Here is a 21,693-nt window from a genome sequence, read left to right as displayed (position 1 = left end):
CCCTGCCGCCGTTCAGTCTCCTGGCGTTTTATCAGCGAAAGAAGGAATCTCAGTATGAAACGCAAAACGATGATCACCTTAGCCCTTCTCAGCGCCCTTGGCGCCTCCCCGGCCGCCTGGGCCGTCGACTACCCGCTGCCTCCGGCTAACAGCCGGCTGATTGGCCAGAACCAGTACTGGACGGTTCAGGAGAGCGATCGCAACCTGCAGGCGATTGCCCGCCATTTCGATACCGCGGCGATGCTGATCCTCGAAGCCAACGATACCATTGCGCCGGTGCAGCCGAAGCCCGGGACCCAGGTGCTGATCCCTTCGCAGATGCTGCTGCCTGACGCGCCGCGGGAGGGGATTGTCGTCAACCTCGCGGAGCTGCGGCTGTACTACTTCCCGCCGGGAGAGAATCAGGTCCAGGTTTATCCCCTGGGCATCGGCCAGTTAGGACTGGAAACCCCGGAGATGACCACCCGCGTCGGGCAGAAGATCCCTAACCCGACCTGGACACCCACCGCCGGCATCCGTGCGCGCTCGCTGGAGAAAGGGGTGACGCTGCCGGCGGTGGTGCCGGCCGGGCCGAATAACCCGCTGGGTCGCTATGCGCTGCGTCTGGCCTACGGTAACGGCGAATATCTCATCCACGGGACTAACGCCCCGGACAGCGTTGGGCTGCGCGTCAGCTCGGGCTGTATGCGGATGAACGCTGATGACATCAAGGCGCTGTTCAGTCAGGTGAAAACCGGGACGCCAGTGCGGATCATCAATCAGCCGGTGAAGTTTGCCGTCGAACCGGATGGTAAACGCTACGTAGAGGTCCACAGGCCGCTGTCGCAGACGGAAGGGGAAAACACCCGGACCATCGCTTACACGCTGCCAGCGGCGTTTCACGCCTTCGCAGAGGATAAAGCGGTGGATGACCAGCAGTTGAAAAAAGCGATGTCGAGAAGGGCGGGCTATCCGGTGGTGGTATCGACGGGGGCGGGGAGCGCGGCGACGTCGCTGTCGGCGCAGAACAGTTCGTCTGATAACGGCCTGCTCACCCAGTAGCCCTCAGCGCGAGGGCAAAAAAAATGGCGCACTGAGTGCGCCATTTTTATTACCAGAACTCTTACTTACGGTAAGAGTGAGCCTGGTTGTCCAGACGCTGGTTAGCGCGAGCTGCGTCGTCTTTAGCAGCCTGAACGTCGGAACGCATTGCGTTCACGTCGTTGCTCAGCTGGTCAACTTTAGCGTTCAGAGTCTGAACGTCAGAAGACAGCTGATCGATTTTAGCATTGCTGGAGCAACCAGCCAGCAGAGTAGAACCCAGGATTACCGCGCCCAGTACCAGTTTAGTACGATTCATTATTAATACCCTCTAGATTGAGTTAATCTCCATGTAGCGTTACAAGTATTACACAAACTTTTTTGGGATGAGAATATTTTTTTTACCTGAACGCACTTATTTTTGATCGTTCGCTCAAAGAAGCATCGAATTGGTCAAAATCGCTGAAAAAGGCGAGTGAAAACAGCGCGCTTCCATCGGATTCATCTTAGATAATCTCTTATTAAATAGTAAATTCCGATTTGCATTTTTAATAGGAAGAGCTAGCCGATGAATAAAAAAAGCGCCCCGAGAGGCGCTTTATTAAAAAAAACCAATTAACCTGTAAATTATTACAGCACGTGCACGGAAGCGGTATTAGTGGTGCCGCTCGGGACTAATGCGCCAGAGACCATCACTACCACGTCGCCTTTGCGCGCGAGGCCGCTCTTCAGCGCCAGATCTTTGCCCAGGTGATAGAAGTCATCAGTAGAGGCAATCTCTGTCACCAGCTGCGGCACAACGCCTTTGCTCAGCACCAGCTGGCGAGCGGTGGTTTCGTTGGTGGTCAGCGCCAGGATGGTGGCATCCGGGAAGTATTTGCGCACAGCGCGTGCGGATTTACCGCCCTGGGTGGCGACGACGATCAGCGGTGCTTCCAGTTTCTCAGCGGTTTCTACCGCGCCGCGGCACACCGCTTCGGTGATGCGCAGTTTACGGTTGTCGTTGTTGAAATCCAGACGGCTGGTCATGACGCGGTCGGTACGTTCGCAGATAGTCGCCATGATGGTGACCGCTTCCAGCGGGTATTTACCTTTCGCGGATTCGCCGGACAGCATCACCGCATCGGTGCCGTCGAGGATGGCGTTGGCCACATCGCCGGCTTCAGCGCGGGTCGGACGCGGGTTCTTGATCATGGAGTCCAGCATCTGGGTAGCGGTGATAACCACTTTGCGCGCGCGGATACATTTTTCGATGATCATTTTCTGCGCGAAGATAACTTCTTCAACCGGGATCTCAACGCCCATGTCGCCACGAGCAACCATGATGCCGTCAGAGGCTTCGAGGATTTCGTCGAAGTTGTTCAGGCCTTCCTGGTTTTCGATTTTGGAGATGATCTGGATGTTTTCGCCTCCGTGGGCTTTCAGGTGCTCACGGATCTCGACGACGTCGGAACGCTTACGGATGAAGGAGGCCGCGACGAAGTCCACGCCCTGTTCGCAACCGAAGATCAGATCCTGTTTGTCTTTTTCCGCCAGCGCCGGCAGGGCGATGGAGACGCCCGGCAGGTTCACGCCTTTGTTCTCGCCAAGGTCGCCGTTGTTCAGCACTTTACAGATAACTTTGTTGCCTTCGATAGCGGTCACTTCCATGCCGATCAGGCCATCGTCCACCAGAACGGTGTTGCCGACGCTCAGGTCAGAGGTGAAGCCTTCATAGGTTACCGCTACGATTTCGCTGTTGCCGATAACGGATTTATCGGTGGTGAAGGTGAAAGTCTGGCCCGCTTTCAGGGAGACGTCGTTGCCGCCTTCCAGCTTGATGGTACGAATTTCCGGTCCTTTGGTGTCCAGCAGAATAGCGGCTTTCTTACCGGTTTTGCTCATCACATTGCGCAGGTTCTGGATGCGCTGACCGTGTTCCGCATAGTCACCGTGAGAGAAGTTCAGACGCATCACGTTCATGCCGGCTTCCAGCATTTTGGTCAGCATCTCTTCAGATTCGGTTTTCGGACCGATGGTGCAAACAATTTTGGTCTTTTTCATGACAGTTTTAGTCTTTAAGTTGTGAAGGATATGGAATTCTCGCTCCGCGGGCGCACTGCCGGGGAGCCAAACCTGTATTACGAAAGTTGCTAAGCCACGCCCTAAGGATAGGTGACAACCCTGAAGCGTGCAGAAGAATGTGTGCTGGCGGTTCAGCCCATGAAATGTGGCAAGGTGTTATGCGTTTTATCATGCAGTCCAATGCGCTGAAACCATTCAAGAAAGAATCGAAGCGCATTATACGCTGCCGAAATCAAAAAGGAAAATAAAAACCTCGTTTCAAATTATGGACAAAACGCGTAACAAAACCGGCACGTTATGCATAAAACTACGCAACACAATATTTCATCAGGCGGCATGAAAAGGGGTGTAAGAAAGGGATTTTACTGACATCATGAGGCGCTAAAATACCCCATTGAGCCGTTAACGGTGGGATGATTTGCGTTGTCGGAAAAATCTATCAATAATGATTTGATTGATAATGAGAAAATGCGAGCCAGACTCAATGGGAAATAAAGCGAAAGACGACGAGCTGTACCAGGAAATGTGCCGCGTGGTGGGCAAAGTAGTGCTGGAGATGCGTGACCTTGGTCAGGAGCCAAAACACATTGTCATCGCCGGCGTGTTGCGCACCTCGCTGGCGAACAGCAAAATCCAGCGTTCACCGCTCACCGAGGAGGCGATGGCGAAGGTCATTCATGCCCTCTCCGGACACTGACGCCTTTCGCCGGCGGGTCAGGAAATCACAAAGCGGACCACCGCCCGGACGGCAATGTCGCAGTGGTGGGCCACCATCGCTTCATCGTCAATGGCGGGCAGCGGATCGTCAAGGTACAGACTGCTGAAGGTGTAGAAATTCGACACCTGATAAAAGCTGAAGCTGCTGATCAACCGGTGGACATCGCGCGCTTCCAGCCCCGCCTGAAAGACGCCCTGCTGTTGGCCGCGTTGCAAAATGTCTTCCAGAATCGACAGGGCGGTTCGATTCAGCGGCTTCAGATCCCCTGAGGTCTTCAGCCACTTGCCGCGCTGCATGTTCTCCATGCAAATCACCCGCATATAGTCCGCATGGGTGGCGTGATAGCGCACACTCCAGCGCACCAGCCGCACCAGCGCCTCTACCGGCGGCACATTCTCCAGCCCCAACTGCTGCTCGGTTTCGCGGATCCGCGCATACACATGCTGCAGCACCTCCTGATAGAGCTGCTCTTTGCTTTTGAAGTAGTAGACCACCATGCGCTTGGTGGTCTGCGCCTCGGTGGCGATCTGCTCCATGCGGGCGCCTGACAGCCCGTGTTCGGCAAAGACGGCGATAGCGGCGCTGAAGATCCGCTCCTTCAGAGATTGTGCTTCATCATGAGCAACGGCGGTCATGGCAACTCCTTTTTCTTGGGTGACAAAAAATACACATAATGATCACAATTTAGCAACCTGGTATGGCGCAAATGAACCAAATGATACATATTCAAGACTCACGTCAGCTATTGACCCGAGGACCTTATGCTGCGCTCTATCGCCACCGTTTCGATTTCCGGCACCCTGCCAGAGAAGCTGCACGCTATTGCGGCGGCGGGCTATCAGGGTGTGGAAATTTTCGAGAACGATCTGCTCTATTATACGGGGACGCCGGCGGAAATCCGCCAGCTGGCCGCCGATTTAGGGTTAAAAATCACGCTTTTTCAACCCTTTCGCGATTTTGAAGGCGCCAGCCGGGCGCAGTTTGCGGCCAATATGACCCGCGCCAGACGCAAATTTGCGCTGATGCGCGAGCTGGGCTGCGACACGCTGCTGCTGTGCAGCAATGTGCAGCCGGACTGCTCGGCGGATAGCGAACTGCAGGTGGCGGACCTGCGGGCGCTGGCCACGTTGGCGGAAGAGGAGGGGATCGTAATCGGCTATGAGGCGCTGGCCTGGGGAACCCATGTGAACCGCTGGCATCAGGCCTGGGAGCGGGTGCAGCAGGTGGACAGCCCGGCGCTGGGCCTGGTGCTCGACAGCTTCCATATCCTGGCCCGGGGCGACACCCTCGACGCGCTGCCATCGGTGCCGGTGGAGAAAATCACCTTCGTTCAGCTCGCCGATGCGCCGTATATGAAAATGGATCTCCTGGAGTGGAGTCGCCATTTCCGCTGCTTCCCCGGGCAGGGGGAGCTGCCGCTGGAGGCGTTTGCCGAGCAGATCACCCGCTGCGGCTATCGCGGCCCCTGGTCGCTGGAGATCTTTAATGACGGTTTTCGCGCCTCGCCAAACGGCGCGACGGCCAAAGATGGTTATCGTTCGCTGCTGTGGCTGGAGGAGCAGACTCGTCGCCGGCTCCCGGCGTGCGATGCCGATCTGTTTTCACCGCCGCCGTTGCCGAACTATCACGGGCTGGAGTTTATTGAATTCGCCGCCAGCGTCGCCGAGGCGCAGCGCCTGGGGCAGCATCTGCAGGCTTTGGGTTTTCAGCACGAGGGAAGCCACCGCTCCAAACAGGTCACGCTGTGGCGCAACGGCGGGGCGCGGATCGTGATTAACCATCAGCCCCACAGCTGGGCCGATCACTTTTATCAACGCCATGGGGTATCGCTCTGTGCGATGGCGCTGCGGGTCGACAGCAGTGCGCCGATTGTCGCTCGCGCCCGCGCGCTGGGGTATGCCACCTGGCAGGGCGACGCCGGGCCGAACGAGACGCCGATCCCGGCGATCTGCGCCCCTGACGGCAGCCTGGTCTATCTGATCGACGCCGGAGAGGCGATCTACGAGCGCGATTTTCTCCTGCGCGACGGTTTGACGGTGCGCGAAGATTACCTCGGTATCGACCATCTGACGCTGGGGATGGAGGCAGACAGCCGCGACAACTGGGTGATGTTCTTCCGCACGGTGTTTGGCTTTACCCTTGAACATGAGCAGACGCTGCCGGACCCCTATGGACTGGTGCGCAGTCTGGCAGTGCGCAGCCCGCAGGGCGATATCCGCCTGGCGCTGAATATCTCCCAGAGCCGGGCGACGCAGATCGCCCGATCGGTCGCCTGCTACCAGGGGGCAGGGCTGCAGCATGCCGCCTTTGCCTGCCGCGATCTGCCGGCCACCTGCGACCAGCTCGCCGCGGTTGCCGGCCATGCGCTGCCGATCCCGGCCAATTACTATGACGATCTGCTGGCGCGTTTTGGCGGCGAGTTGGACATCGGGCAGCTCCAGCGGCGGCAGCTTCTCTACGACCGCGATCCGCAGGGCGGGGCGTTCCTGCACCTGTATACCCGGCCCTTCACCGCCGGGCGCTTCTTCTTTGAATTAACCGAACGACGGGCAGGCTACGCGCTCTATGGCGCGGCGAATGCGGCCGTCCGCCTGGCGGCGATGCAGTATTGTTAGCCTGAATCAAATGGTTCATTATGCCTGAAACACAATAACAACACCCTCTGTACCCGAGACAGGAACTGACTATGAGCTCATATAGCCCTAACCCGACGGCTGCCGCCCAGCCGGCCGTCACCGCGCGCCGCTCCCGGCGGCGCATCGGCATTCTTGCGCTGCTGGCCATCGGCACCATGATCAACTACCTCGACCGCACCGTGCTGGGGATCGCCGCCCCAAAGCTCACCGCTGAGCTGGGGATCGATCCAGCGATCATGGGGATACTTTTCTCCGCTTTCGCCTGGACCTACGCCCTGGCGCAAATCCCCGGCGGGCTGTTTCTTGACCGCTTTGGCAACAAAGTCACCTATTTTCTGTCGCTGACCCTGTGGTCGCTGTTTACCCTGTTCCACGGCATGGCGGTGGGGCTGAAAACGCTGCTGCTGTGCCGTTTCGGGCTTGGCGTCAGCGAAGCGCCGTGCTTTCCGGTCAATAGCCGGGTGGTCAGCGCCTGGTTCCCGCAGCAGGAGCGCGCGAAGGCCACGGCGGTGTACACCGTGGGGGAGTATCTTGGGCTGGCCTGCTTTGCCCCGCTGCTGTTCTGGATCATGGATGGCTTCGGCTGGCGGGTGCTGTTCGTCAGCGTCGGCGCGGTTGGCATTCTGTTTGCCCTGGTGTGGTGGCGCTGCTACCGCGAACCGCATGAAGATCCTCGTCTCAGCCAGCAGGAGCGTGAGCATATCGAAAACGGCGGCGGCCTGAGCGCCCCGACGGACCAGCAGGTGGCGTTCAGCTGGCCGCTGGTCCGCCAGCTGCTGAGCAAACGCCAGATCATCGGCGCCAGCATCGGTCAGTTTGCCGGCAATACCGTGCTGGTGTTCTTTCTCACCTGGTTCCCGACCTGGCTGGCCACCGAACGCCATATGCCGTGGCTGAAGGTTGGTTTCTTTTCCATCCTGCCGTTTGTCGCCGCCGCCGGTGGGGTGATGTTTGGCGGCTGGATCTCCGACAAGCTGCTCAAAGCCACCGGGTCGGCCAACCTGGGGCGTAAGCTGCCGATCGTCGCTGGCCTGCTGATGGCCAGCTGTATCATCTCCGCCAACTGGCTGCAGAGTGACCTGGCGGTGATCCTGGTGATGTCGTTTGCCTTTTTTGGCCAGGGGATGGTGGGCCTCGGCTGGACGCTGATCTCCGACATCGCCCCGAAGGGGCTGGGCGGACTTACCGGTGGCCTGTTCAACTTTTGCGCCAACCTCGCGGGGATCCTCACCCCGCTGGTGATCGGCTTTATCGTCGCCGGGTTCGGCAATTTCTTCTACGCGTTGATCTACATCGGCGGCGCCGCGCTGCTGGGTGTGGTGGCCTATCTGTTTATCCTCGGCGACGTCAAACGTATCGAGTTATCGCAGTAAACAAAGGAGCAAGGCATGGTGATTAGTGGGAATACGCGGCTGATAGCGCATCTTGGCTATCCGACCGCCAGTTTTAAGGCGCCGATGATCTACAACCCGTGGTTTGTCGACCAGCAGGTGGACGTGAAGGTGGTGCCGATGGGGGTCAAACCGGAGGACTATGCCGCGTTTATTCCGCCGCTGTTTACGATGACCAATATCATCGGCGCGCTGGTGACGATGCCACATAAAATCGCCACCTGCGAGCTGGTGCAGCGCCTGAGCCCGACGGCGGCTATCGCCGGCGCCTGTAACGCCATCCGTCGCGAGGCGGACGGCAGCCTCTCCGGGGACATGTTCGATGGTGACGGCTTTGTGCTGGGCCTGCGCCGCAAAGGATTTCATCCTGAGGGGACGCGGGCGCTGGTGGTCGGCAACGGCGGAGTGGGGTCGGCTATCGCCGCCTCTCTCGCGGCGGCAGGGGTTAGCGCTCTGACCCTGTACGATACCCGACCGGAGGTGGCGCACGCTCTCGCCGGACGGCTGCATCAGCACTATCCGCAGCTCGATATCACCCTGATGCAGCGCGATCCGGCCGGACACGAGCTGGTGGTTAACGCCACGCCGCTGGGGATGAAGGTCAGCGATCCGCTGCCGCTGGACGTGGACCGTCTGGCGCCTGGCACCTGGGTGGGGGAGGTGGTGATGACCCAGGAGTATACCCCGCTGCTGAGGGCCGCCCAGGCGCGACAGTGCCCCATCCAGCGCGGGACCGACATGCTGTTTGAAATGATCCCCGCCTATCTGCGCTTTTTCGACCTGCCGGTAGCCACCCCTGAACAGCTCCGGGCGCTGGCGGAAATTCGCTACTGACGTGGCGGCAAACCGGGTAATATAGCGCTATATTATCCGGTTTATAGCGACGATCTATAATGTCCACTCCTCTCACGCTGCTGGCGGCGGGAAGCCTGAAAAGCGCTTTTCTGCCGCTGGTGGCGTACTTTCAGCAGCAGACTGGCCTGGCGGTCGATGCGCAGTTTGGCCCTGCCGGCCTGCTGCGCGAGCGGATCGAGGCCGGGACCCCGTGCGCGGTTTTTGCTTCCGCCAACGCGGCGCACCCGCAGGCGCTGCTCCAGGCGGGTCTGGCGCAGGAATGCCAGGGATTTGCCGGCAATCAGCTGATGCTGACCGCCATGCGGTCGCGAGACAACGATGGCCTGGACTGGCTGGCGCTGCTCAGCACGCCCCGCCTGCGGCTGGCGACCTCCACGCCGGGATGCGATCCGTCAGGAGATTACACCTGGCAACTGTTTGCCCGAATCGAGGCGCGCTGTCCAGGGTTGGGCAACGCGATGGCCGGGCGGGCGCAGCCGCTGGTCGGCGGCAGAGACTCACTGAGCGTGCCGCCGGGAGAGATAGCCGGCGCGTGGCTTATTCGCCAGAATCTGGCGGATCTGTTTATCGGCTACGCGCACTATGCCCCCGCGCTGGCCGCCTGCGACGATCTGCGTACCCTGACCATCCCGGCAGCGTGGAATATTCGCTGCGATTACCAGTTGGCGCGCCTCAGTGCCGATCCCGCCGCGCTGGCCCTGTATCGCTTTATCCTCGGCGACGTTGGCCAGGGGTATCTCCGGCAGGCGGGTTTTATGCCGTTCAGCGACGCAGAGTAAACCCCGGCGCCAGCAGAGGGGACGCGGACGCGGGATGGTAGATCAGACGTACCGGCAGGCCGTACGCTTGCCGGAGGTGCGTTTCGCTCAGCACTTCGGCAGTCTCGCCCGCCAGCCACTGGCCCTCCGGCAGAAGCAGCAGCGTATGGCTGGCCACCTGTAGCGCATGATTCGGATCATGGGTGGTGAACAGGACGGTGCGCGCCTGGCGGTGAGCGAGGTCGTCGATCAGCTGGAGCACCACCTGCTGGTTACCGAGATCCAACGCCGAGCAGGGCTCATCCAGCAGGATATTCTGACTGGCGCTGACCAGCGCGCGGGCAATCAGCACCAGCTGCTGCTGGCCGCCGGAGAGCGCGTCGAAGTCATCCCCGGCCAGGGCGGCAATCCCCAGCTGCGCCAGCGCCTGCTCAACCCGCCGGGCATCCTCCTCGTCCGGCTGGGCAAAGAGATCCACGTGCCGGGCGCGGCCCATCAGCACCACATCGCTCACTCGCCAGCGGAAAGCGGGACGAAACGACTGCGGAACCAGGGCGACGCCGCCCTCGCACTGCGCCCGGCCGCTCAGCGGTGGCAGCACGCCGGTCAGGGTATCCAGCAGAGTACTTTTTCCCCGGCCATTGGCGCCCAGCACCGCCCAGATCTCGCCGGGACGGCAGGCCAGCGTGAGCGGGGCGAAGAGCGGCTGACGGTGGCCGTAACGTAGCGCTTCCAGCGACAATGAGCGGTTCATTGGAGCGTATTCCGGCGTCGGGATTGCACCAGCAACAAGGTAAACAGCGGCGCGCCGAGCAGGGCTGTGATGATCCCGATCGGGATCTCCGCCTGCGTCAGCGTGCGCGCCATATCGTCCACCACCAGCATCAGGGCGGCGCCGAGCCAGAAGGCGGCGGGCAGCAGGCGACGATGGTCGGCGCCCACCAGCAGACGGGCGAGGTGCGGGACCACCAGTCCCATCCAGGCGATGCTGCCGCTGACCGCCACTTGCGCTGCCACCAGCACCGCGCAGCAGACCAGCACGGCGCGACGCAGCGCGGCCACCGGAACGCCAAGACTGCGGGCATCGCGCTCCTCCAGCGCCAACAGATTGATTCGCCAGCGCAGCTTCCACAACACCCCGGCGGCCACCGCCATGGGCAGGATCATGAGCAGTACCTTATGCCAGCTGGCGGTTGCGAAGCTGCCGAGCAGCCAGAAGACAATGTTCGGTAACGTCTCTTCGCTGTCGGCGAGGTACTGCATCAGGCTGACCAGCGCGGCGAAGAAGCCGCTGAGGATGATCCCGGACAGAATCAGCCCCAGCGTGCTGTCCCGCCCCTGCAGGGCGGCGAGGGCGTAAATCAGCCCCAGCGCGACGAGGCCAAAGAAAAAGGTCGAGGCCATCATCAGCAGGCCGCCGACGCCCAACAGGATCGCCAGCGTGCCGCCGAAGGCGGAGCCAGAGGTCACTCCGATGATGTGCGGGTCGACCAGCGGGTTCTGGAACACGCCCTGTAAGGTAGCGCCGCACAGCCCCAGCGCGCCCCCGGCCAGCAAAGCTATGACCACGCGCGGCAGGCGAACCGACCAGACGATCTGTCCGATCACCCCTTCGCCTGGTGGGAGATGGATCAGGGTGTGGCCAACGGCGCTCAGGCTTAACGGGAACTGGCCGAAACAGAGAGAGGCGACTGCGATCGCCAGCGTCGCCAGCGCCAGGCTGCCCTGCAACAGCCAGGGACGGTGGTTAGCGGGCATCTGGCGTCCACGCTACGCGGTAAAAGCGTTGATAGTAATCCCTGGCTTTACTGTCCACATCGATGTTCTGGTAACGCGAAGGGTAGAGTTTTTTCGCCATCCACAGCTCGCCCAGCGCCAGGGCCTCCGGCATCGGGTAACCCCAGGCTTTGGCGTACTCCGGCATCAGCCACACGCGGTGATGTTTCACCGCATCGATCGCCTGCCACTGCGGGTCGTTCTCTATCTGTTTGACCACCTGCGGATAACGGTCCTGGACGAAGATCACCTGCGGGTTCCACGCCAGCACCTGCTCCAGCGACACCTGACGGGCGCCTGTTACGCTGGCGGCCGCCACGTTCAGCGCCCCGGCGTGCGCCATCATCAGACCGGTGTATTTGCCGGCGCCGTAGGTATTCAGATCGGGGTTGGCCATATACACCCGCACCCGCTGGTTCTGGGGAATATCGGCCACCGGCGCATTGGCTTGCTTACGCGCCTCAAAGGTGTAGTGAATCAGCGCCTCGGCCTCGGGCTGGCGTTCGACGACCTCGCCGATAAGGCGGATCCCCTCTACCAGTCCGGCGTTATAGGCCTGCTCCTCGTCAGCCATGGTGGGGTTCATTTTACTTTTTTCCCCAGCGGCATCCTGGCGCAGCGAAATGGCCACCACCGGGATCCCGGCCTGTTGGATCTGCGCGATCATCGCCGGCGGCGCATAGTTGGCGACGAAAACCACCTGCGGACGCAGCGCCAGCAGGCTTTCAATATTGACCTGAGTGAGATCGCCCGGGGTCGCCAGTTGCCCGATCTCGGGCATAAAGCGGGCGAACTGCGGCCCGAGCTGTTTCTTCCAGCTGCTTAAGACGCCGACGATATCCTCAGCGGCATGCAGTTGCACCAGCAGGTTGAGCGTCTGATGCTGCAGAACCACGACGCGGGTGACGTGGTCGGGGAGGGTGACCTGGCGACCCAACTGGTCGGTGACAGTGCGGTCGGCGAAGGCCTGACCGGTGAACAGGCTGGCGCTGAGCAGCGTCAGGCCCAGCAGTAAGGGGTGTTTTGGCATGATCTGGCCCGAATGGCGTGAAAAATTCGTTGTGTATTAAATTATATAACGATGCCGGGCGCAATGGTTGATCGCGTTTATCCTCACTACGATCAAGGCATTTCGTACCACACTTCTTGATCCTCCATGCGCGCCTCTATCTGGCCCGCCACCCTCTGCAGCGTGGAGAGATGCTTTTGCGCCGCCTGCTCAATGGTCATGGCGCTGGCGATATAGACCAGGTTGAGGCAGCCGATGACCCGCTGCTGGCTGCAGACCGGCACGGCGATAGAGGCGATTTTCTCCTCCTGCCGCCAGCCGCGGAAGTTTTCTCCATAGCCGTTCTGGCGGGTGCGGGCGAGGATCGCCGCCAACCGCTCCGGCTCACGGGCCAGCTGATACTCCGCTTCCGGACGGGCGGCCAGCATGCTGAGAATGGCGTCGCGCTCCGCGTCGGGAGCAAAGGCCAGCCACGTCAGACCGGAGGCGGTGAGCAGCAGCGGCAGTCGCCGTCCGACCATCGCCCGGTGAAACGACAGCCGACTGAAACGGTGGGTGGTTTCGCGCACCACCATGGCGTCGACGTCGAGGGTGGTGATGTCCGTCGGCCACTGTACTTCGCGCAGCAGCTCGCCGAGCAGCGGCGTGGCGAGGGCAGAAATCCAATGTTCGTCACGAAATCCGTCGCTCAGCTGGCGGACGTTAATGGTCAGACGAAAGCTGTCATCGGAGCGGCTGCGGCGGACAAAACCCTCCTCCTGCAGCGTCTCCAGCAGCCGGCGCACGGTGGTGCGATGCAGGCCGCTAAACTCCGCCAGCAGGCCCGGCGTCGCGCCGCCGTCGAATTTATTTAACAATTTTAATAACAATAAACCCCGGCTTAATCCGCGCACCGTTTTGTACGCTGTGGACCCATCGTTATGCATAAAACCTTCCTGAAAATGCTTTATAAACAGTGGCGTGCACCTGGTGCACATTCGATGATGTTTTGATTGTAGCCGAAAACCCCCGCCCTATACTCAGCCCATTATAAAAATACGTTTACACATGATTAACAAATGGCCTGCCGGTCTGGCCGTTTCCGAGTCGTGAGGTCGCTGAGAATGACAACATCTACACCCGATATTCAACCCGCCGTGCAGCATACCGCCCAGGTCGCCATCGCCGGCGCCGGTCCGGTAGGCCTGATGATGGCCAACTACCTTGGCCAGATGGGCATCAGCGTGCTGCTGGTGGAAAAACTCGACAAACTGATCGATTACCCGCGGGCCATCGGTATTGACGATGAATCGCTGCGGGCGATGCAGGCGGTGGGGCTGGTGGATGACGTGCTGCCGCACACCACGCCGTGGCACGCCATGCGCTTTCTGACCCCGAAGGGCCGCTGCTTTGCCGACATCCAGCCGATGACCGATGAGTTTGGCTGGTCGCGGCGCAACGCCTTTATCCAGCCGCAGGTGGATGCGGTGATGTATCACGGCCTGCAGCGTTTCCCACAGGTCCGTTGCCTCTTCTCCCGCGAGGTGGAAGCCTTTAGTCAGAACAGTGACAGTGTCACGTTAAATATCAAAGGGCCGGACGGCGAGCGGGAGACGGTGCGCGCGGACTGGCTGGTGGCCTGCGACGGCGGCGCCAGCTTTATTCGCCGTACGCTGAACGTCCCCTTTGAAGGCAAGACCGCGCCGAATCAGTGGATCGTCATCGATATTGCCAACGACCCGCTGGCCACCCCGCACGTCTATCTGTGCTGCGACCCGGTGCGGCCCTATGTTTCCGCTGCGCTGCCACACGGCGTGCGCCGCTTTGAATTTATGGTGATGCCCGGGGAAACCGAAGCCCAGCTCAGCGAGCCGCACAATATGCGCCGCCTGCTGAGCAAAGTGCTACCGGACCCGGATCGCGTCGAACTGATCCGCCAGCGGGTCTACACCCATAACGCGCGCCTTGCCGAGCGCTTTCGCATTGACCGGGTGCTGCTGGCCGGCGACGCCGCGCACATCATGCCGGTCTGGCAGGGCCAGGGATACAACAGTGGCATGCGCGACGCCTTCAACCTGGCGTGGAAGCTGGCGCTGGTGGTCAACGGCAAAGCGGGAGAGGCGCTGCTTGACAGCTACCAGCAGGAGCGTCGCGACCACGCGAAGGCGATGATTGACCTGTCGGTGACCGCCGGCCACGTGCTGGCGCCGCCGAAGCGCTGGCAGGGGGCCGTGCGCGATGGCCTCTCGTGGCTGCTGAACTACCTGCCGCCGGTGAAACGTTACTTCCTCGAAATGCGCTTTAAGCCGATGCCGCAGTATCGCGAGGGGGCGCTGCTGACCGATGGCGCAGATAAATCTTCGCCGGTGGGCAAAATGTTTATTCAACCGCAGGTGACGCTGGAGAATGGCGAGAGCCTCCTGCTCGACGAGGTTATCGGGGCGAATTTCGCCATTATCGGCTGGGGCTGCAACCCGCAGTGGGGGCTCGACGCCGGGCAGATCGCTCGCTGGCGCGCGATAGGGGTGCGCTTTATTCAGGTGGTGCCGGAGGTGCAGATCCACCGCGAGCAGGATAACGCTCCGGGCACGCTGCGGGTGGGGGATAAGCAAAACCGACTGAAGAGCTGGTTTGCGCAACATCACACCGCCATCGCTGTGGTCAGGCCGGACCGCTTTGTCGCCGCCCTCGCTATCCCGCAAACCCTCGGCGCGCAGCTGACCGCCCTGGCGGAAAAAATGACCCTCGCAGCCGGGGATACCGCCCACGCTGAAGAGAAGGTGGCCTGATATGCATGCCTATCTGCACTGTCTGTCGCACACCCCGCTGGTGGGATTCGTTGACCCGGAGCAGGCGGTCCTTGATGAGGTCAACGGGGTGATTGCCGACGCCCGGCGGCGGATCGCTGAATTCGATCCCGAACTGGTGGTGCTCTTCGCCCCCGATCACTACAACGGTTTTTTCTATGACGTGATGCCGCCGTTCTGCCTCGGCGTCGGCGCCACCGCCATCGGCGACTTCGCCAGCGCCGCCGGCGACCTGCCGGTGCCCACCGAGCTGGCAGAAGCCTGCGCTCACGCCGTGCTCAACAGCGGTATCGACCTGGCGGTGTCGTACAACATGCAGGTGGACCATGGCTTCGCCCAGCCGCTGGAGTTTTTGCTGGGTGGGCTGGATCGCCTGCCGGTGCTGCCGGTGTTTATTAACGGCGTCGCCGCGCCGCTACCGGGCTTTCAACGCACCCGGCAGCTTGGCGAGGCGATGGGCCGCTTCCTCAACACCCTCAATAAGCGGGTGCTGATCCTCGGCTCTGGCGGGCTGTCGCACCAGCCGCCTGTGCCGGAGCTGGCGAAGGCCGACGCCCATCTGCGCGACCGCCTGCTCGGCAGCGGCAAACAGCTGCCGCCGGACGAACGCGAGCTGCGCCAGCAGCGGGTGATCAGCGCCGCCCGCCGGTTTACCGAGGACCCGCGCTCGCTCCATCCCCTTAATCCGGTGTGGGACAACCGCTTTATGAGCCTGCTGGAGCAGGGGCGGCTGAGCGAACTGGACGCGATCGGCAACGACGAGCTGTCGGCGATGGCCGGCAAATCGACGCACGAAATTAAGACCTGGGTGGCCGCCTTTGCCGCGCTATCCGCTTTTGGCCGCTGGCGTAGCGAAGGCCGCTATTACCGGCCGATCCCCGAGTGGATCGCCGGATTCGGCTCGCTGAGCGCCACCACCGAGATTTGATTAACCGGGAGACTAACATGAGCTATCAACCGCAAACCGAAGCCGCCACCAGCCGATTCCTCAACGTCGACGAAGGGGGCCGCACGCTGCGTATCCATATCAATGACTGCGGCGACGGGAAAGAGACCGTGGTGATGCTCCACGGCTCCGGGCCGGGGGCTACCGGCTGGGCCAACTTCAGCCGCAATATTGACCCGCTGGTCGAGGCGGGCTATCGCGTGCTGCTCCTCGACTGTCCGGGGTGGGGGAAGAGCGATTCGATCATCAACAGCGGCTCGCGTTCGGATCTCAACGCCCGCATTTTGAAAAGCGTGGTCGATCAGCTGGGGATCGATAAAGTCCATCTACTGGGCAACTCGATGGGCGGCCACAGCGCAGTGGCCTTCACCCTGAGCTGGCCGGAGCGGGTGGCTAAGCTGGTGCTGATGGGCGGGGGGACCGGCGGCATGAGCCTGTTCACGCCGATGCCGACGGAGGGCATCAAGCTGCTGAACGCCCTGTACCGCGAGCCGACCATTGAAAACCTGAAGAAGATGATGAGCATTTTCGTCTTTGACACCCGCGACCTCACTGACGCGCTGTTCGAGGCGCGGCTGAACAATATGCTGTCGCGCCGCGACCATCTGGACAACTTCGTCAAGAGCCTCGAAGCCAACCCGAAGCAGTTCCCTGACTTTGGCCCGCGGCTCGGCGAGATCGCTGCGCCAACTCTGATCGTCTGGGGACGCAACGACCGCTTCGTGCCGATGGACGCCGGGCTGCGCCTGCTCGCCGGGATCGCCGGCTCTGAGCTGCATATTTACCGCGACTGCGGCCACTGGGCGCAGTGGGAACATGCCGACAGTTTTAATCAGCTGGTGCTCAATTTCCTCGCACGGGCCTAAGGAGTGATGATGACTTTTTCTCTTGACGCGCTGGCGCAGCAGCTGCGCGACGCCGAACGGACCGGCCAGGCGATCGCCCCGCTGCGCGATATCCTCGGCGTCGACAACGCCGACGCCGCCTACGCCATCCAGCGCCTGAACGTTCAGCACCACGTGGCCCATGGCCGGCGGGTAGTGGGCCGCAAGGTGGGCCTGACCCATCCCAAAGTGCAGCAGCAGCTGGGGGTCAACCAGCCGGATTTCGGCACCCTGTTTGCCGACATGTGCTACGGCGACAACGCCGACGTGCCGTTTGGCCGCGTGCTGCAGCCGAAGGTGGAGGCCGAGATCGCCCTGGTGCTGAAACATGATCTGCCCCATGCCGATACCACTTTTGATGAACTGTATAACGCCATCGAATGGGTGCTGCCGGCGCTGGAGGTGGTGGGCAGCCGGATTCGCGACTGGTCAATCGGCTTTGTCGACACCGTCGCCGATAACGCCTCCTGCGGCCTGTACGTCATCGGCGGCCCGGCGCAGCGCCAGGCGGGGCTGGATCTGAAGCAGTGCGCCATGCGGATGACCCGCAACCAGGAGCTGGTCTCCAGCGGCCGGGGCAGCGAGTGCCTGGGGCATCCGCTGAACGCCGCGGTCTGGCTGGCGCGCAAGATGGCCAGCCTCGGCGAACCGCTGCGGGCGGGGGATATCGTGCTCACCGGGGCGCTAGGCCCGATGGTGGCGATTAACGAGGGGGACAGCTTTGTCGCCCATATTGAAGGTATTGGCTCAGTCGCGGCACGCTTCGTCGCCGCCGGAGAAGGACATCGTGATGCGTAAACGTAAAGTCGCCATTATCGGCTCCGGAAATATCGGCACCGATTTAATGATTAAAATTCTGCGCCACGGCCAGCATCTTGAAATGGCGGTGATGGTCGGCATCGACCCGCAGTCGGATGGTCTGGCCCGCGCCCGGCGCATGGGGGTAGCGACCACCCACGAAGGGGTGGGCGGCCTGATGCAGATGGCGGAGTTTGCCGATATCGACTTCGTCTTCGACGCCACCAGCGCCGGGGCGCACGTCAAAAACGATGCCGCGCTGCGCGAAGCGAAGCCGGGGATCCGCGTCATCGACCTGACGCCGGCGGCGATTGGCCCATACTGCGTGCCGGTGGTCAACCTCGCGGCCAACCTCCACCAGGGCAACGTCAATATGGTGACCTGCGGCGGCCAGGCGACCATCCCGATGGTCGCCGCGGTTTCGCGGGTGGCGAAAGTGCATTATGCAGAGATCGTGGCCTCCATCGCCAGTCAATCCGCCGGGCCGGGCACGCGGGCGAATATCGACGAATTCACCGAAACCACCTCGCAGGCGATTGAAAAAGTCGGCGGCGCGGGCAAGGGCAAGGCGATTATCGTGCTCAACCCGGCGGAGCCGCCGCTAATGATGCGCGATACCGTGTATGTGCTGAGCGAGATGGCGTCCCAGGAGGCGATTGCCGCCTCGATCGCCGAGATGGCGGCGGCGGTGCAGGCTTACGTGCCAGGCTACCGGCTGAAGCAGCAGGTGCAGTTTGAGGTTATCCCCGAGGATAATCCGGTCAACCTCCCCGGCGTGGGCCGTTTTTCCGGCCTGAAAACCGCGGTTTACCTCGAAGTGGAAGGGGCGGCGCACTATCTGCCGGCGTACGCCGGCAACCTCGATATTATGACCTCGGCGGCGCTGGCGACGGCGGAGCAAATGGCCGGGGCAATGAACAGCGCGGCGGGAGCGACAGCATGAACGGTAAAAAACTCTACATTTCGGATGTGACGCTGCGCGATGGTATGCACGCTATTCGTCACCAGTATTCCCTGGCGCAGGTGCAGCAGATTGCCGGCGCGCTGGATAAGGCGGGGGTGGACTCCATCGAAGTGGCCCACGGCGATGGGCTGCAGGGATCCAGCTTCAACTACGGCTTTGGCGCCCACAGTGATATCGCCTGGATTGAAGCGGCGGCGGCGGTGGTCAGCCAGGCGAAAATCGCCACCTTGCTGCTGCCGGGCATCGGCACGCTGCACGACCTGAAAGCCGCGTATCAGGCCGGGGCGCGGGTGGTGCGGGTCGCCACCCACTGCAGCGAAGCGGACGTCGCGGCGCAGCATATTGCCTTTGCCCGCGAGCTGGGGATGGACACCGTCGGTTTTCTGATGATGAGCCATATGATCTCCCCGCAGGCGCTGGCGCAGCAGGCGCTGAAGATGGAATCCTATGGGGCGACCTGCATCTACGTGGTGGATTCCGGCGGGGCGATGAACATGAACGACATTCGCGACCGCTTCCGCGCGCTGAAGGCGGTGCTGAAGCCGGAGACCGCCACCGGGATGCATGCCCACCATAACCTGAGCCTCGGGGTGGCCAACTCTATCGCCGCGGTGGAAGAGGGCTGCGATCGCATAGACGCCAGCCTGGCCGGGATGGGGGCGGGGGCGGGCAATGCGCCGCTGGAGGTGTTTATTGCCGCCGCCGACAAGCTCGGCTGGCAACATGGCACCGATCTCTATGCGCTGATGAACGCCGCCGACGAGCTGGTGCGGCCGCTGCAGGACCGCCCGGTGCGCGTCGACCGCGAAACGCTGGCGCTGGGCTACGCCGGGGTCTACTCCAGCTTCCTGCGCCACAGCGAAGCGGCGGCGGCGCGCTATGGCCTCAGCGCGGTGGATATTCTCGTCGAGCTGGGCAAACGGCGGATGGTCGGCGGCCAGGAGGATATGATCGTCGACGTCGCGCTGGATCTGCTTAACCGCCAAAAATAACAACGCGCGGCTGACCACGCATCAGCCGCCCATCACCTGATCCGCTTGTCCGGCTATCGCCAAGGTACCCTATGACCAAGATAACGACCGCAAACTCCTCGCGCCTGATGGTCACCATCGGGCTCTGTTTTATGGTGGCCCTGATGGAGGGGCTGGATCTGCAGGCGGCGGGGATCGCCGCCGTCGGCATGGCGCAGGCCTTTGCGCTGGATAAAATGCAGATGGGCTGGATCTTCAGCGCCGGGATCCTCGGCTTGCTGCCCGGCGCGCTGGTGGGCGGCATGCTGGCGGACCGCCACGGGCGCAAACGCATCCTGCTGAGCTCGGTGCTGTTGTTTGGCCTGTTCTCGCTGGCCACCGCGGTGGCCTGGAGCTTCCCGACGCTGCTGCTGGCGCGCCTGCTCACCGGCGTCGGGCTGGGGGCGGCATTGCCGAACCTGATTGCCTTAACCTCGGAAGCCGCTGGCCCACGCTTTCGCGGCCGGGCGGTGAGCCTGATGTACTGCGGCGTGCCCATTGGCGCCGCGCTGGCGGCGGCGCTGGGGTTCTCTGGCCTCGCCGCGGCCTGGCAGACCATCTTCTGGATTGGCGGCGTGGTCCCGCTGCTGCTGATCCCGCTGTTGATGCGCTGGCTGCCGGAGTCGCAGGCGTTTCAGCGCGAGGAGACCAGCGTGCCGCTGCGCACCCTGTTTGCCCCGGGGCATGCTGCCGCCACGCTGCTGCTGTGGCTGGGCTATTTCTTCACCCTGCTGGTGGTCTATATGCTCATCAACTGGCTGCCGATGCTGCTGGTGGGCCAGGGGTTCAGCGCCAGCCAGGCGGCGGGGGTGATGTTCTCTCTGCAGATCGGCGCCGCCTGCGGCACTTTGCTGCTGGGCGCGCTGATGGATAAGCTTACTCCGCTGCGCATGTCGCTGCTGATATACAGCGGCATTCTGGCATCGCTGCTGGCGCTGGGCAGTGCGTCGACGCTGAGCGGGATGCTGCTGGCGGGGTTTGTCGCCGGGCTGTTCGCCACCGGCGGCCAGAGCGTGCTCTACGCGCTGGCGCCGCTCTTCTATCCCGCGGCGATCCGCGCCACCGGGGTCGGCACCGCCGTGGCGGTGGGCCGCCTCGGGGCGATGAGCGGCCCTTTGCTGGCCGGCAAGATGCTGGCCCTCGGCACCGGCACCGTCGGGGTGATGGCAGCCTCAGCGCCGGGCATCGTGCTGGCCGGCGTGGCGGTATTCTGGCTGATGCATCGCCAGCAGCGCGCGGCCATGGTCTGATGCTGTCCGGCGGTCTGGCGGAAAAATGCCGGGCCGCCGCCTTGCCTCTCCGCGTGTCCTGGCCTAAGGTAAGACATCATTCCCTGTCGTTTATCGTCTCTATGGCTTACCGCTCCCGCTTGCTCGACGCTATCCCTGGCATCCGCCACGCGTTTCTCGATGTCCACGAAACCGCCGCTTTTCCCTATGCCGAATTGGCCCCGGTGAAGCTGGTCCATGGCAATGAGGTGCATCACTATCAGCAGCCGCTGCCGACGCGGCCGCACGCCGACGCGGTGTTTACCGCCGTGGCCGGGCAAAAGATGGGGGTGGTGACCGCCGACTGCCTGCCGATACTGATCGCCTCGCGCGACGGTCGCTTCGTCTGCAGCGTCCATGCCGGCTGGCAGGGGCTGGCCAGCGGCATTGTCGACAACAGTCTGGCGACTTTTCGCCAGCAGGGGGTGGCGCTGACCGATCTGGTCATCGCCGTGGGGCCGCATATTCACCCTTGCTGTTACGAAGTCTCCGCCGGATTTTATCAGCAACTGCTGGACCAGCCCGGCGGTGACCGGGTGGCCCGCCACCGCCAGCGGCTGTTCCATTCCCGTTCGGCCCCGGTCAGCGATCCGCTTAAAGCCGCCGCACGCGGCAGCGATAATCTGTGGTTTGATCTGCGCGCTTTCGCTGAAGCGATCTTCACAGAGGCGGGGGTGGCGCCGGCGAGCGTTGAATGGCTGGGGAGCTGCACCTATTGCACGCCGCAATCGCTGGGCTCCTACCGGCGCCGGACCCATTTTCCGGCGCCGAAGAGCTTTCAGTACTCGTGGATCATGCGTCAGGCCTGAG

23 protein-coding genes are annotated in these 21,693 nt (G+C 62.2%); 15 read left to right on the top strand and 8 right to left on the bottom strand.

What is annotated here, in order from left to right:
- The first annotated feature begins 54 nt into the window (after positions 1 to 54).
- On the top strand, positions 55 to 1,041 hold the full coding sequence (ldtE, locus tag ACQUTI_RS03655; RefSeq protein WP_004203079.1) for a L,D-transpeptidase LdtE: 987 nt from the start codon (positions 55 to 57) through the stop codon (positions 1,039 to 1,041).
- A 61-nt stretch (positions 1,042 to 1,102) separates the two neighbouring features.
- Here ldtE and ACQUTI_RS03650 read toward each other — a convergent pair whose 3' ends face one another.
- The 3 genes from ACQUTI_RS03650 to ACQUTI_RS03640 form a co-directional block, all read right to left on the bottom strand.
- The gene (locus ACQUTI_RS03650) at positions 1,103 to 1,339 is read right to left on the bottom strand and encodes a major outer membrane lipoprotein (RefSeq protein WP_002908860.1); all 237 of its coding nucleotides are present in this window, start codon (positions 1,337 to 1,339) and stop codon (positions 1,103 to 1,105) included.
- A gap of 311 nt (positions 1,340 to 1,650) precedes the next feature.
- Positions 1,651 to 3,063 carry a pyruvate kinase PykF gene (gene pykF, locus ACQUTI_RS03645; protein WP_004203076.1) on the bottom strand — a complete coding sequence of 471 codons (1,413 nt, stop codon included), beginning with the start codon at positions 3,061 to 3,063 and terminating at the stop codon, positions 1,651 to 1,653.
- Positions 3,064 to 3,070: 7 nt separating this feature from the next.
- The gene (locus ACQUTI_RS03640; RefSeq protein ID WP_418133804.1) at positions 3,071 to 3,256 is read right to left on the bottom strand and encodes a hypothetical protein; all 186 of its coding nucleotides are present in this window, start codon (positions 3,254 to 3,256) and stop codon (positions 3,071 to 3,073) included.
- Here ACQUTI_RS03640 and ACQUTI_RS03635 point away from each other — a divergent pair.
- Positions 3,201 to 3,332, top strand: coding sequence for a hypothetical protein (locus ACQUTI_RS03635; RefSeq protein ID WP_004217210.1), 132 nt, complete (start codon positions 3,201 to 3,203; stop codon positions 3,330 to 3,332). The genes ACQUTI_RS03640 and ACQUTI_RS03635 overlap by 56 nt on opposite strands.
- A 236-nt stretch (positions 3,333 to 3,568) precedes the next feature.
- Positions 3,569 to 3,781 carry a fumarate hydratase FumD gene (gene fumD / locus ACQUTI_RS03630; protein WP_004203074.1) on the top strand — a complete coding sequence of 71 codons (213 nt, stop codon included), beginning with the start codon at positions 3,569 to 3,571 and terminating at the stop codon, positions 3,779 to 3,781.
- A 17-nt stretch (positions 3,782 to 3,798) separates the two neighbouring features.
- Here fumD and ACQUTI_RS03625 read toward each other — a convergent pair whose 3' ends face one another.
- Positions 3,799 to 4,437: a TetR/AcrR family transcriptional regulator gene (locus ACQUTI_RS03625; protein ID WP_004203071.1), complete on the bottom strand. Its 639-nt coding sequence runs from the start codon at positions 4,435 to 4,437 to the stop codon at positions 3,799 to 3,801.
- 126 nt (positions 4,438 to 4,563) lie between these two features.
- Here ACQUTI_RS03625 and ACQUTI_RS03620 point away from each other — a divergent pair, with 126 nt between their 5' ends.
- The 4 genes from ACQUTI_RS03620 to ACQUTI_RS03605 all read left to right on the top strand — a co-directional run bounded on the left by ACQUTI_RS03620 (position 4,564) and on the right by ACQUTI_RS03605 (position 9,463).
- On the top strand, positions 4,564 to 6,417 hold the full coding sequence (locus ACQUTI_RS03620; protein WP_336579710.1) for a bifunctional sugar phosphate isomerase/epimerase/4-hydroxyphenylpyruvate dioxygenase family protein: 1,854 nt from the start codon (positions 4,564 to 4,566) through the stop codon (positions 6,415 to 6,417).
- Positions 6,418 to 6,488: 71 nt separating this feature from the next.
- A complete protein-coding gene (locus tag ACQUTI_RS03615; protein WP_004203068.1) occupies positions 6,489 to 7,811 on the top strand; it encodes an MFS transporter in 1,323 nt (440 codons plus the stop codon).
- A gap of 15 nt (positions 7,812 to 7,826) precedes the next feature.
- Complete coding sequence (locus tag ACQUTI_RS03610) at positions 7,827 to 8,663, top strand: shikimate dehydrogenase family protein (RefSeq protein WP_032456243.1); 837 nt, start codon at positions 7,827 to 7,829, stop codon at positions 8,661 to 8,663.
- Between the two features lie 56 nt (positions 8,664 to 8,719).
- On the top strand, positions 8,720 to 9,463 hold the full coding sequence (locus tag ACQUTI_RS03605) for a substrate-binding domain-containing protein (protein ID WP_048295036.1): 744 nt from the start codon (positions 8,720 to 8,722) through the stop codon (positions 9,461 to 9,463).
- On the opposite strand, the gene ACQUTI_RS03600 is transcribed toward ACQUTI_RS03605, so the two are convergent.
- The 4 genes from ACQUTI_RS03600 to ACQUTI_RS03585 all read right to left on the bottom strand — a co-directional run bounded on the left by ACQUTI_RS03600 (position 9,447) and on the right by ACQUTI_RS03585 (position 13,153).
- On the bottom strand, positions 9,447 to 10,196 hold the full coding sequence (locus tag ACQUTI_RS03600) for an ABC transporter ATP-binding protein (RefSeq protein WP_004203063.1): 750 nt from the start codon (positions 10,194 to 10,196) through the stop codon (positions 9,447 to 9,449). The genes ACQUTI_RS03605 and ACQUTI_RS03600 overlap by 17 nt on opposite strands.
- Complete coding sequence (locus ACQUTI_RS03595; protein WP_004203061.1) at positions 10,193 to 11,200, bottom strand: FecCD family ABC transporter permease; 1,008 nt, start codon at positions 11,198 to 11,200, stop codon at positions 10,193 to 10,195. Before ACQUTI_RS03595 ends, ACQUTI_RS03600 begins: the two co-directional genes overlap by 4 nt.
- On the bottom strand, positions 11,190 to 12,248 hold the full coding sequence (locus tag ACQUTI_RS03590; RefSeq protein WP_064154458.1) for an ABC transporter substrate-binding protein: 1,059 nt from the start codon (positions 12,246 to 12,248) through the stop codon (positions 11,190 to 11,192). The genes ACQUTI_RS03595 and ACQUTI_RS03590 overlap by 11 nt, the downstream gene beginning before the upstream one ends.
- Positions 12,249 to 12,340: 92 nt before the next feature.
- Positions 12,341 to 13,153 carry a DNA-binding transcriptional regulator gene (locus ACQUTI_RS03585; protein WP_048295034.1) on the bottom strand — a complete coding sequence of 271 codons (813 nt, stop codon included), beginning with the start codon at positions 13,151 to 13,153 and terminating at the stop codon, positions 12,341 to 12,343.
- A 177-nt stretch (positions 13,154 to 13,330) separates the two neighbouring features.
- On the opposite strand from ACQUTI_RS03585, the gene ACQUTI_RS03580 reads away from it, so the two are divergent.
- From ACQUTI_RS03580 to ACQUTI_RS03545, 8 genes are all read left to right on the top strand, one after another.
- Positions 13,331 to 14,995, top strand: a complete 1,665-nt coding sequence (locus ACQUTI_RS03580) for a bifunctional 3-(3-hydroxy-phenyl)propionate/3-hydroxycinnamic acid hydroxylase (protein WP_004203057.1) — start codon at positions 13,331 to 13,333, stop codon at positions 14,993 to 14,995.
- 1 nt (position 14,996) lies between these two features.
- On the top strand, positions 14,997 to 15,941 hold the full coding sequence (gene mhpB, locus ACQUTI_RS03575; protein ID WP_023318525.1) for a 2,3-dihydroxyphenylpropionate/2,3-dihydroxicinnamic acid 1,2-dioxygenase: 945 nt from the start codon (positions 14,997 to 14,999) through the stop codon (positions 15,939 to 15,941).
- A gap of 17 nt (positions 15,942 to 15,958) precedes the next feature.
- Positions 15,959 to 16,825, top strand: coding sequence for a 2-hydroxy-6-oxonona-2,4-dienedioate hydrolase (mhpC, locus tag ACQUTI_RS03570; protein ID WP_032456237.1), 867 nt, complete (start codon positions 15,959 to 15,961; stop codon positions 16,823 to 16,825).
- A 9-nt stretch (positions 16,826 to 16,834) separates the two neighbouring features.
- Positions 16,835 to 17,641 carry a 2-keto-4-pentenoate hydratase gene (gene mhpD / locus ACQUTI_RS03565; protein ID WP_043519828.1) on the top strand — a complete coding sequence of 269 codons (807 nt, stop codon included), beginning with the start codon at positions 16,835 to 16,837 and terminating at the stop codon, positions 17,639 to 17,641.
- A complete protein-coding gene (gene mhpF, locus ACQUTI_RS03560) occupies positions 17,634 to 18,584 on the top strand; it encodes an acetaldehyde dehydrogenase (protein WP_004203053.1) in 951 nt (316 codons plus the stop codon). Before mhpD ends, mhpF begins: the two co-directional genes overlap by 8 nt.
- Positions 18,581 to 19,597 (top strand): 4-hydroxy-2-oxovalerate aldolase, encoded by a 1,017-nt coding sequence (gene mhpE / locus ACQUTI_RS03555; RefSeq protein ID WP_023318522.1) that lies wholly within the window; start codon positions 18,581 to 18,583, stop codon positions 19,595 to 19,597. The genes mhpF and mhpE overlap by 4 nt, the downstream gene beginning before the upstream one ends.
- Before the next feature lie 71 nt (positions 19,598 to 19,668).
- Positions 19,669 to 20,865, top strand: coding sequence for a 3-(3-hydroxy-phenyl)propionate transporter MhpT (gene mhpT / locus ACQUTI_RS03550; RefSeq protein WP_065877487.1), 1,197 nt, complete (start codon positions 19,669 to 19,671; stop codon positions 20,863 to 20,865).
- Positions 20,866 to 20,966: 101 nt separating this feature from the next.
- Positions 20,967 to 21,692, top strand: coding sequence for a polyphenol oxidase family protein (locus ACQUTI_RS03545; RefSeq protein WP_216555312.1), 726 nt, complete (start codon positions 20,967 to 20,969; stop codon positions 21,690 to 21,692).
- Position 21,693: the final 1 nt, after the last annotated feature.

Source organism: Klebsiella sp. 7-CIP_Kleb. (assembly GCF_050378655.1).
Lineage (GTDB): Bacteria > Pseudomonadota > Gammaproteobacteria > Enterobacterales > Enterobacteriaceae > Klebsiella > Klebsiella quasipneumoniae.
Note: the sequence above shows the minus strand (reverse complement) of the source record. Positions and strands in the feature narration are given on the sequence as shown.

What these genes read in the sequence shown, in the direction of transcription:
- pykF (WP_004203076.1), bottom strand. Translation starts at nt 3,063, where the DNA reads ATGAAAAAGACCAAAATTGTTTGCACCATCGGTCCGAAAACCGAATCT.
- mhpC (WP_032456237.1), top strand. Translation starts at nt 15,959, where the DNA reads ATGAGCTATCAACCGCAAACCGAAGCCGCCACCAGCCGATTCCTCAAC.
- ldtE (WP_004203079.1), top strand. Translation starts at nt 55, where the DNA reads ATGAAACGCAAAACGATGATCACCTTAGCCCTTCTCAGCGCCCTTGGC.
- mhpE (WP_023318522.1), top strand. Translation starts at nt 18,581, where the DNA reads ATGAACGGTAAAAAACTCTACATTTCGGATGTGACGCTGCGCGATGGT.
- ACQUTI_RS03610 (WP_032456243.1), top strand. Translation starts at nt 7,827, where the DNA reads ATGGTGATTAGTGGGAATACGCGGCTGATAGCGCATCTTGGCTATCCG.
- ACQUTI_RS03580 (WP_004203057.1), top strand. Translation starts at nt 13,331, where the DNA reads ATGACAACATCTACACCCGATATTCAACCCGCCGTGCAGCATACCGCC.
- ACQUTI_RS03615 (WP_004203068.1), top strand. Translation starts at nt 6,489, where the DNA reads ATGAGCTCATATAGCCCTAACCCGACGGCTGCCGCCCAGCCGGCCGTC.
- ACQUTI_RS03595 (WP_004203061.1), bottom strand. Translation starts at nt 11,200, where the DNA reads ATGCCCGCTAACCACCGTCCCTGGCTGTTGCAGGGCAGCCTGGCGCTG.
- ACQUTI_RS03585 (WP_048295034.1), bottom strand. Translation starts at nt 13,153, where the DNA reads ATGCATAACGATGGGTCCACAGCGTACAAAACGGTGCGCGGATTAAGC.
- mhpD (WP_043519828.1), top strand. Translation starts at nt 16,835, where the DNA reads ATGACTTTTTCTCTTGACGCGCTGGCGCAGCAGCTGCGCGACGCCGAA.
- ACQUTI_RS03640 (WP_418133804.1), bottom strand. Translation starts at nt 3,256, where the DNA reads ATGATAAAACGCATAACACCTTGCCACATTTCATGGGCTGAACCGCCA.
- ACQUTI_RS03600 (WP_004203063.1), bottom strand. Translation starts at nt 10,196, where the DNA reads ATGAACCGCTCATTGTCGCTGGAAGCGCTACGTTACGGCCACCGTCAG.
- ACQUTI_RS03635 (WP_004217210.1), top strand. Translation starts at nt 3,201, where the DNA reads ATGTGTGCTGGCGGTTCAGCCCATGAAATGTGGCAAGGTGTTATGCGT.
- mhpB (WP_023318525.1), top strand. Translation starts at nt 14,997, where the DNA reads ATGCATGCCTATCTGCACTGTCTGTCGCACACCCCGCTGGTGGGATTC.
- ACQUTI_RS03625 (WP_004203071.1), bottom strand. Translation starts at nt 4,437, where the DNA reads ATGACCGCCGTTGCTCATGATGAAGCACAATCTCTGAAGGAGCGGATC.
- ACQUTI_RS03650 (WP_002908860.1), bottom strand. Translation starts at nt 1,339, where the DNA reads ATGAATCGTACTAAACTGGTACTGGGCGCGGTAATCCTGGGTTCTACT.
- fumD (WP_004203074.1), top strand. Translation starts at nt 3,569, where the DNA reads ATGGGAAATAAAGCGAAAGACGACGAGCTGTACCAGGAAATGTGCCGC.
- mhpF (WP_004203053.1), top strand. Translation starts at nt 17,634, where the DNA reads ATGCGTAAACGTAAAGTCGCCATTATCGGCTCCGGAAATATCGGCACC.
- ACQUTI_RS03590 (WP_064154458.1), bottom strand. Translation starts at nt 12,248, where the DNA reads ATGCCAAAACACCCCTTACTGCTGGGCCTGACGCTGCTCAGCGCCAGC.
- ACQUTI_RS03620 (WP_336579710.1), top strand. Translation starts at nt 4,564, where the DNA reads ATGCTGCGCTCTATCGCCACCGTTTCGATTTCCGGCACCCTGCCAGAG.
- mhpT (WP_065877487.1), top strand. Translation starts at nt 19,669, where the DNA reads ATGACCAAGATAACGACCGCAAACTCCTCGCGCCTGATGGTCACCATC.
- ACQUTI_RS03545 (WP_216555312.1), top strand. Translation starts at nt 20,967, where the DNA reads ATGGCTTACCGCTCCCGCTTGCTCGACGCTATCCCTGGCATCCGCCAC.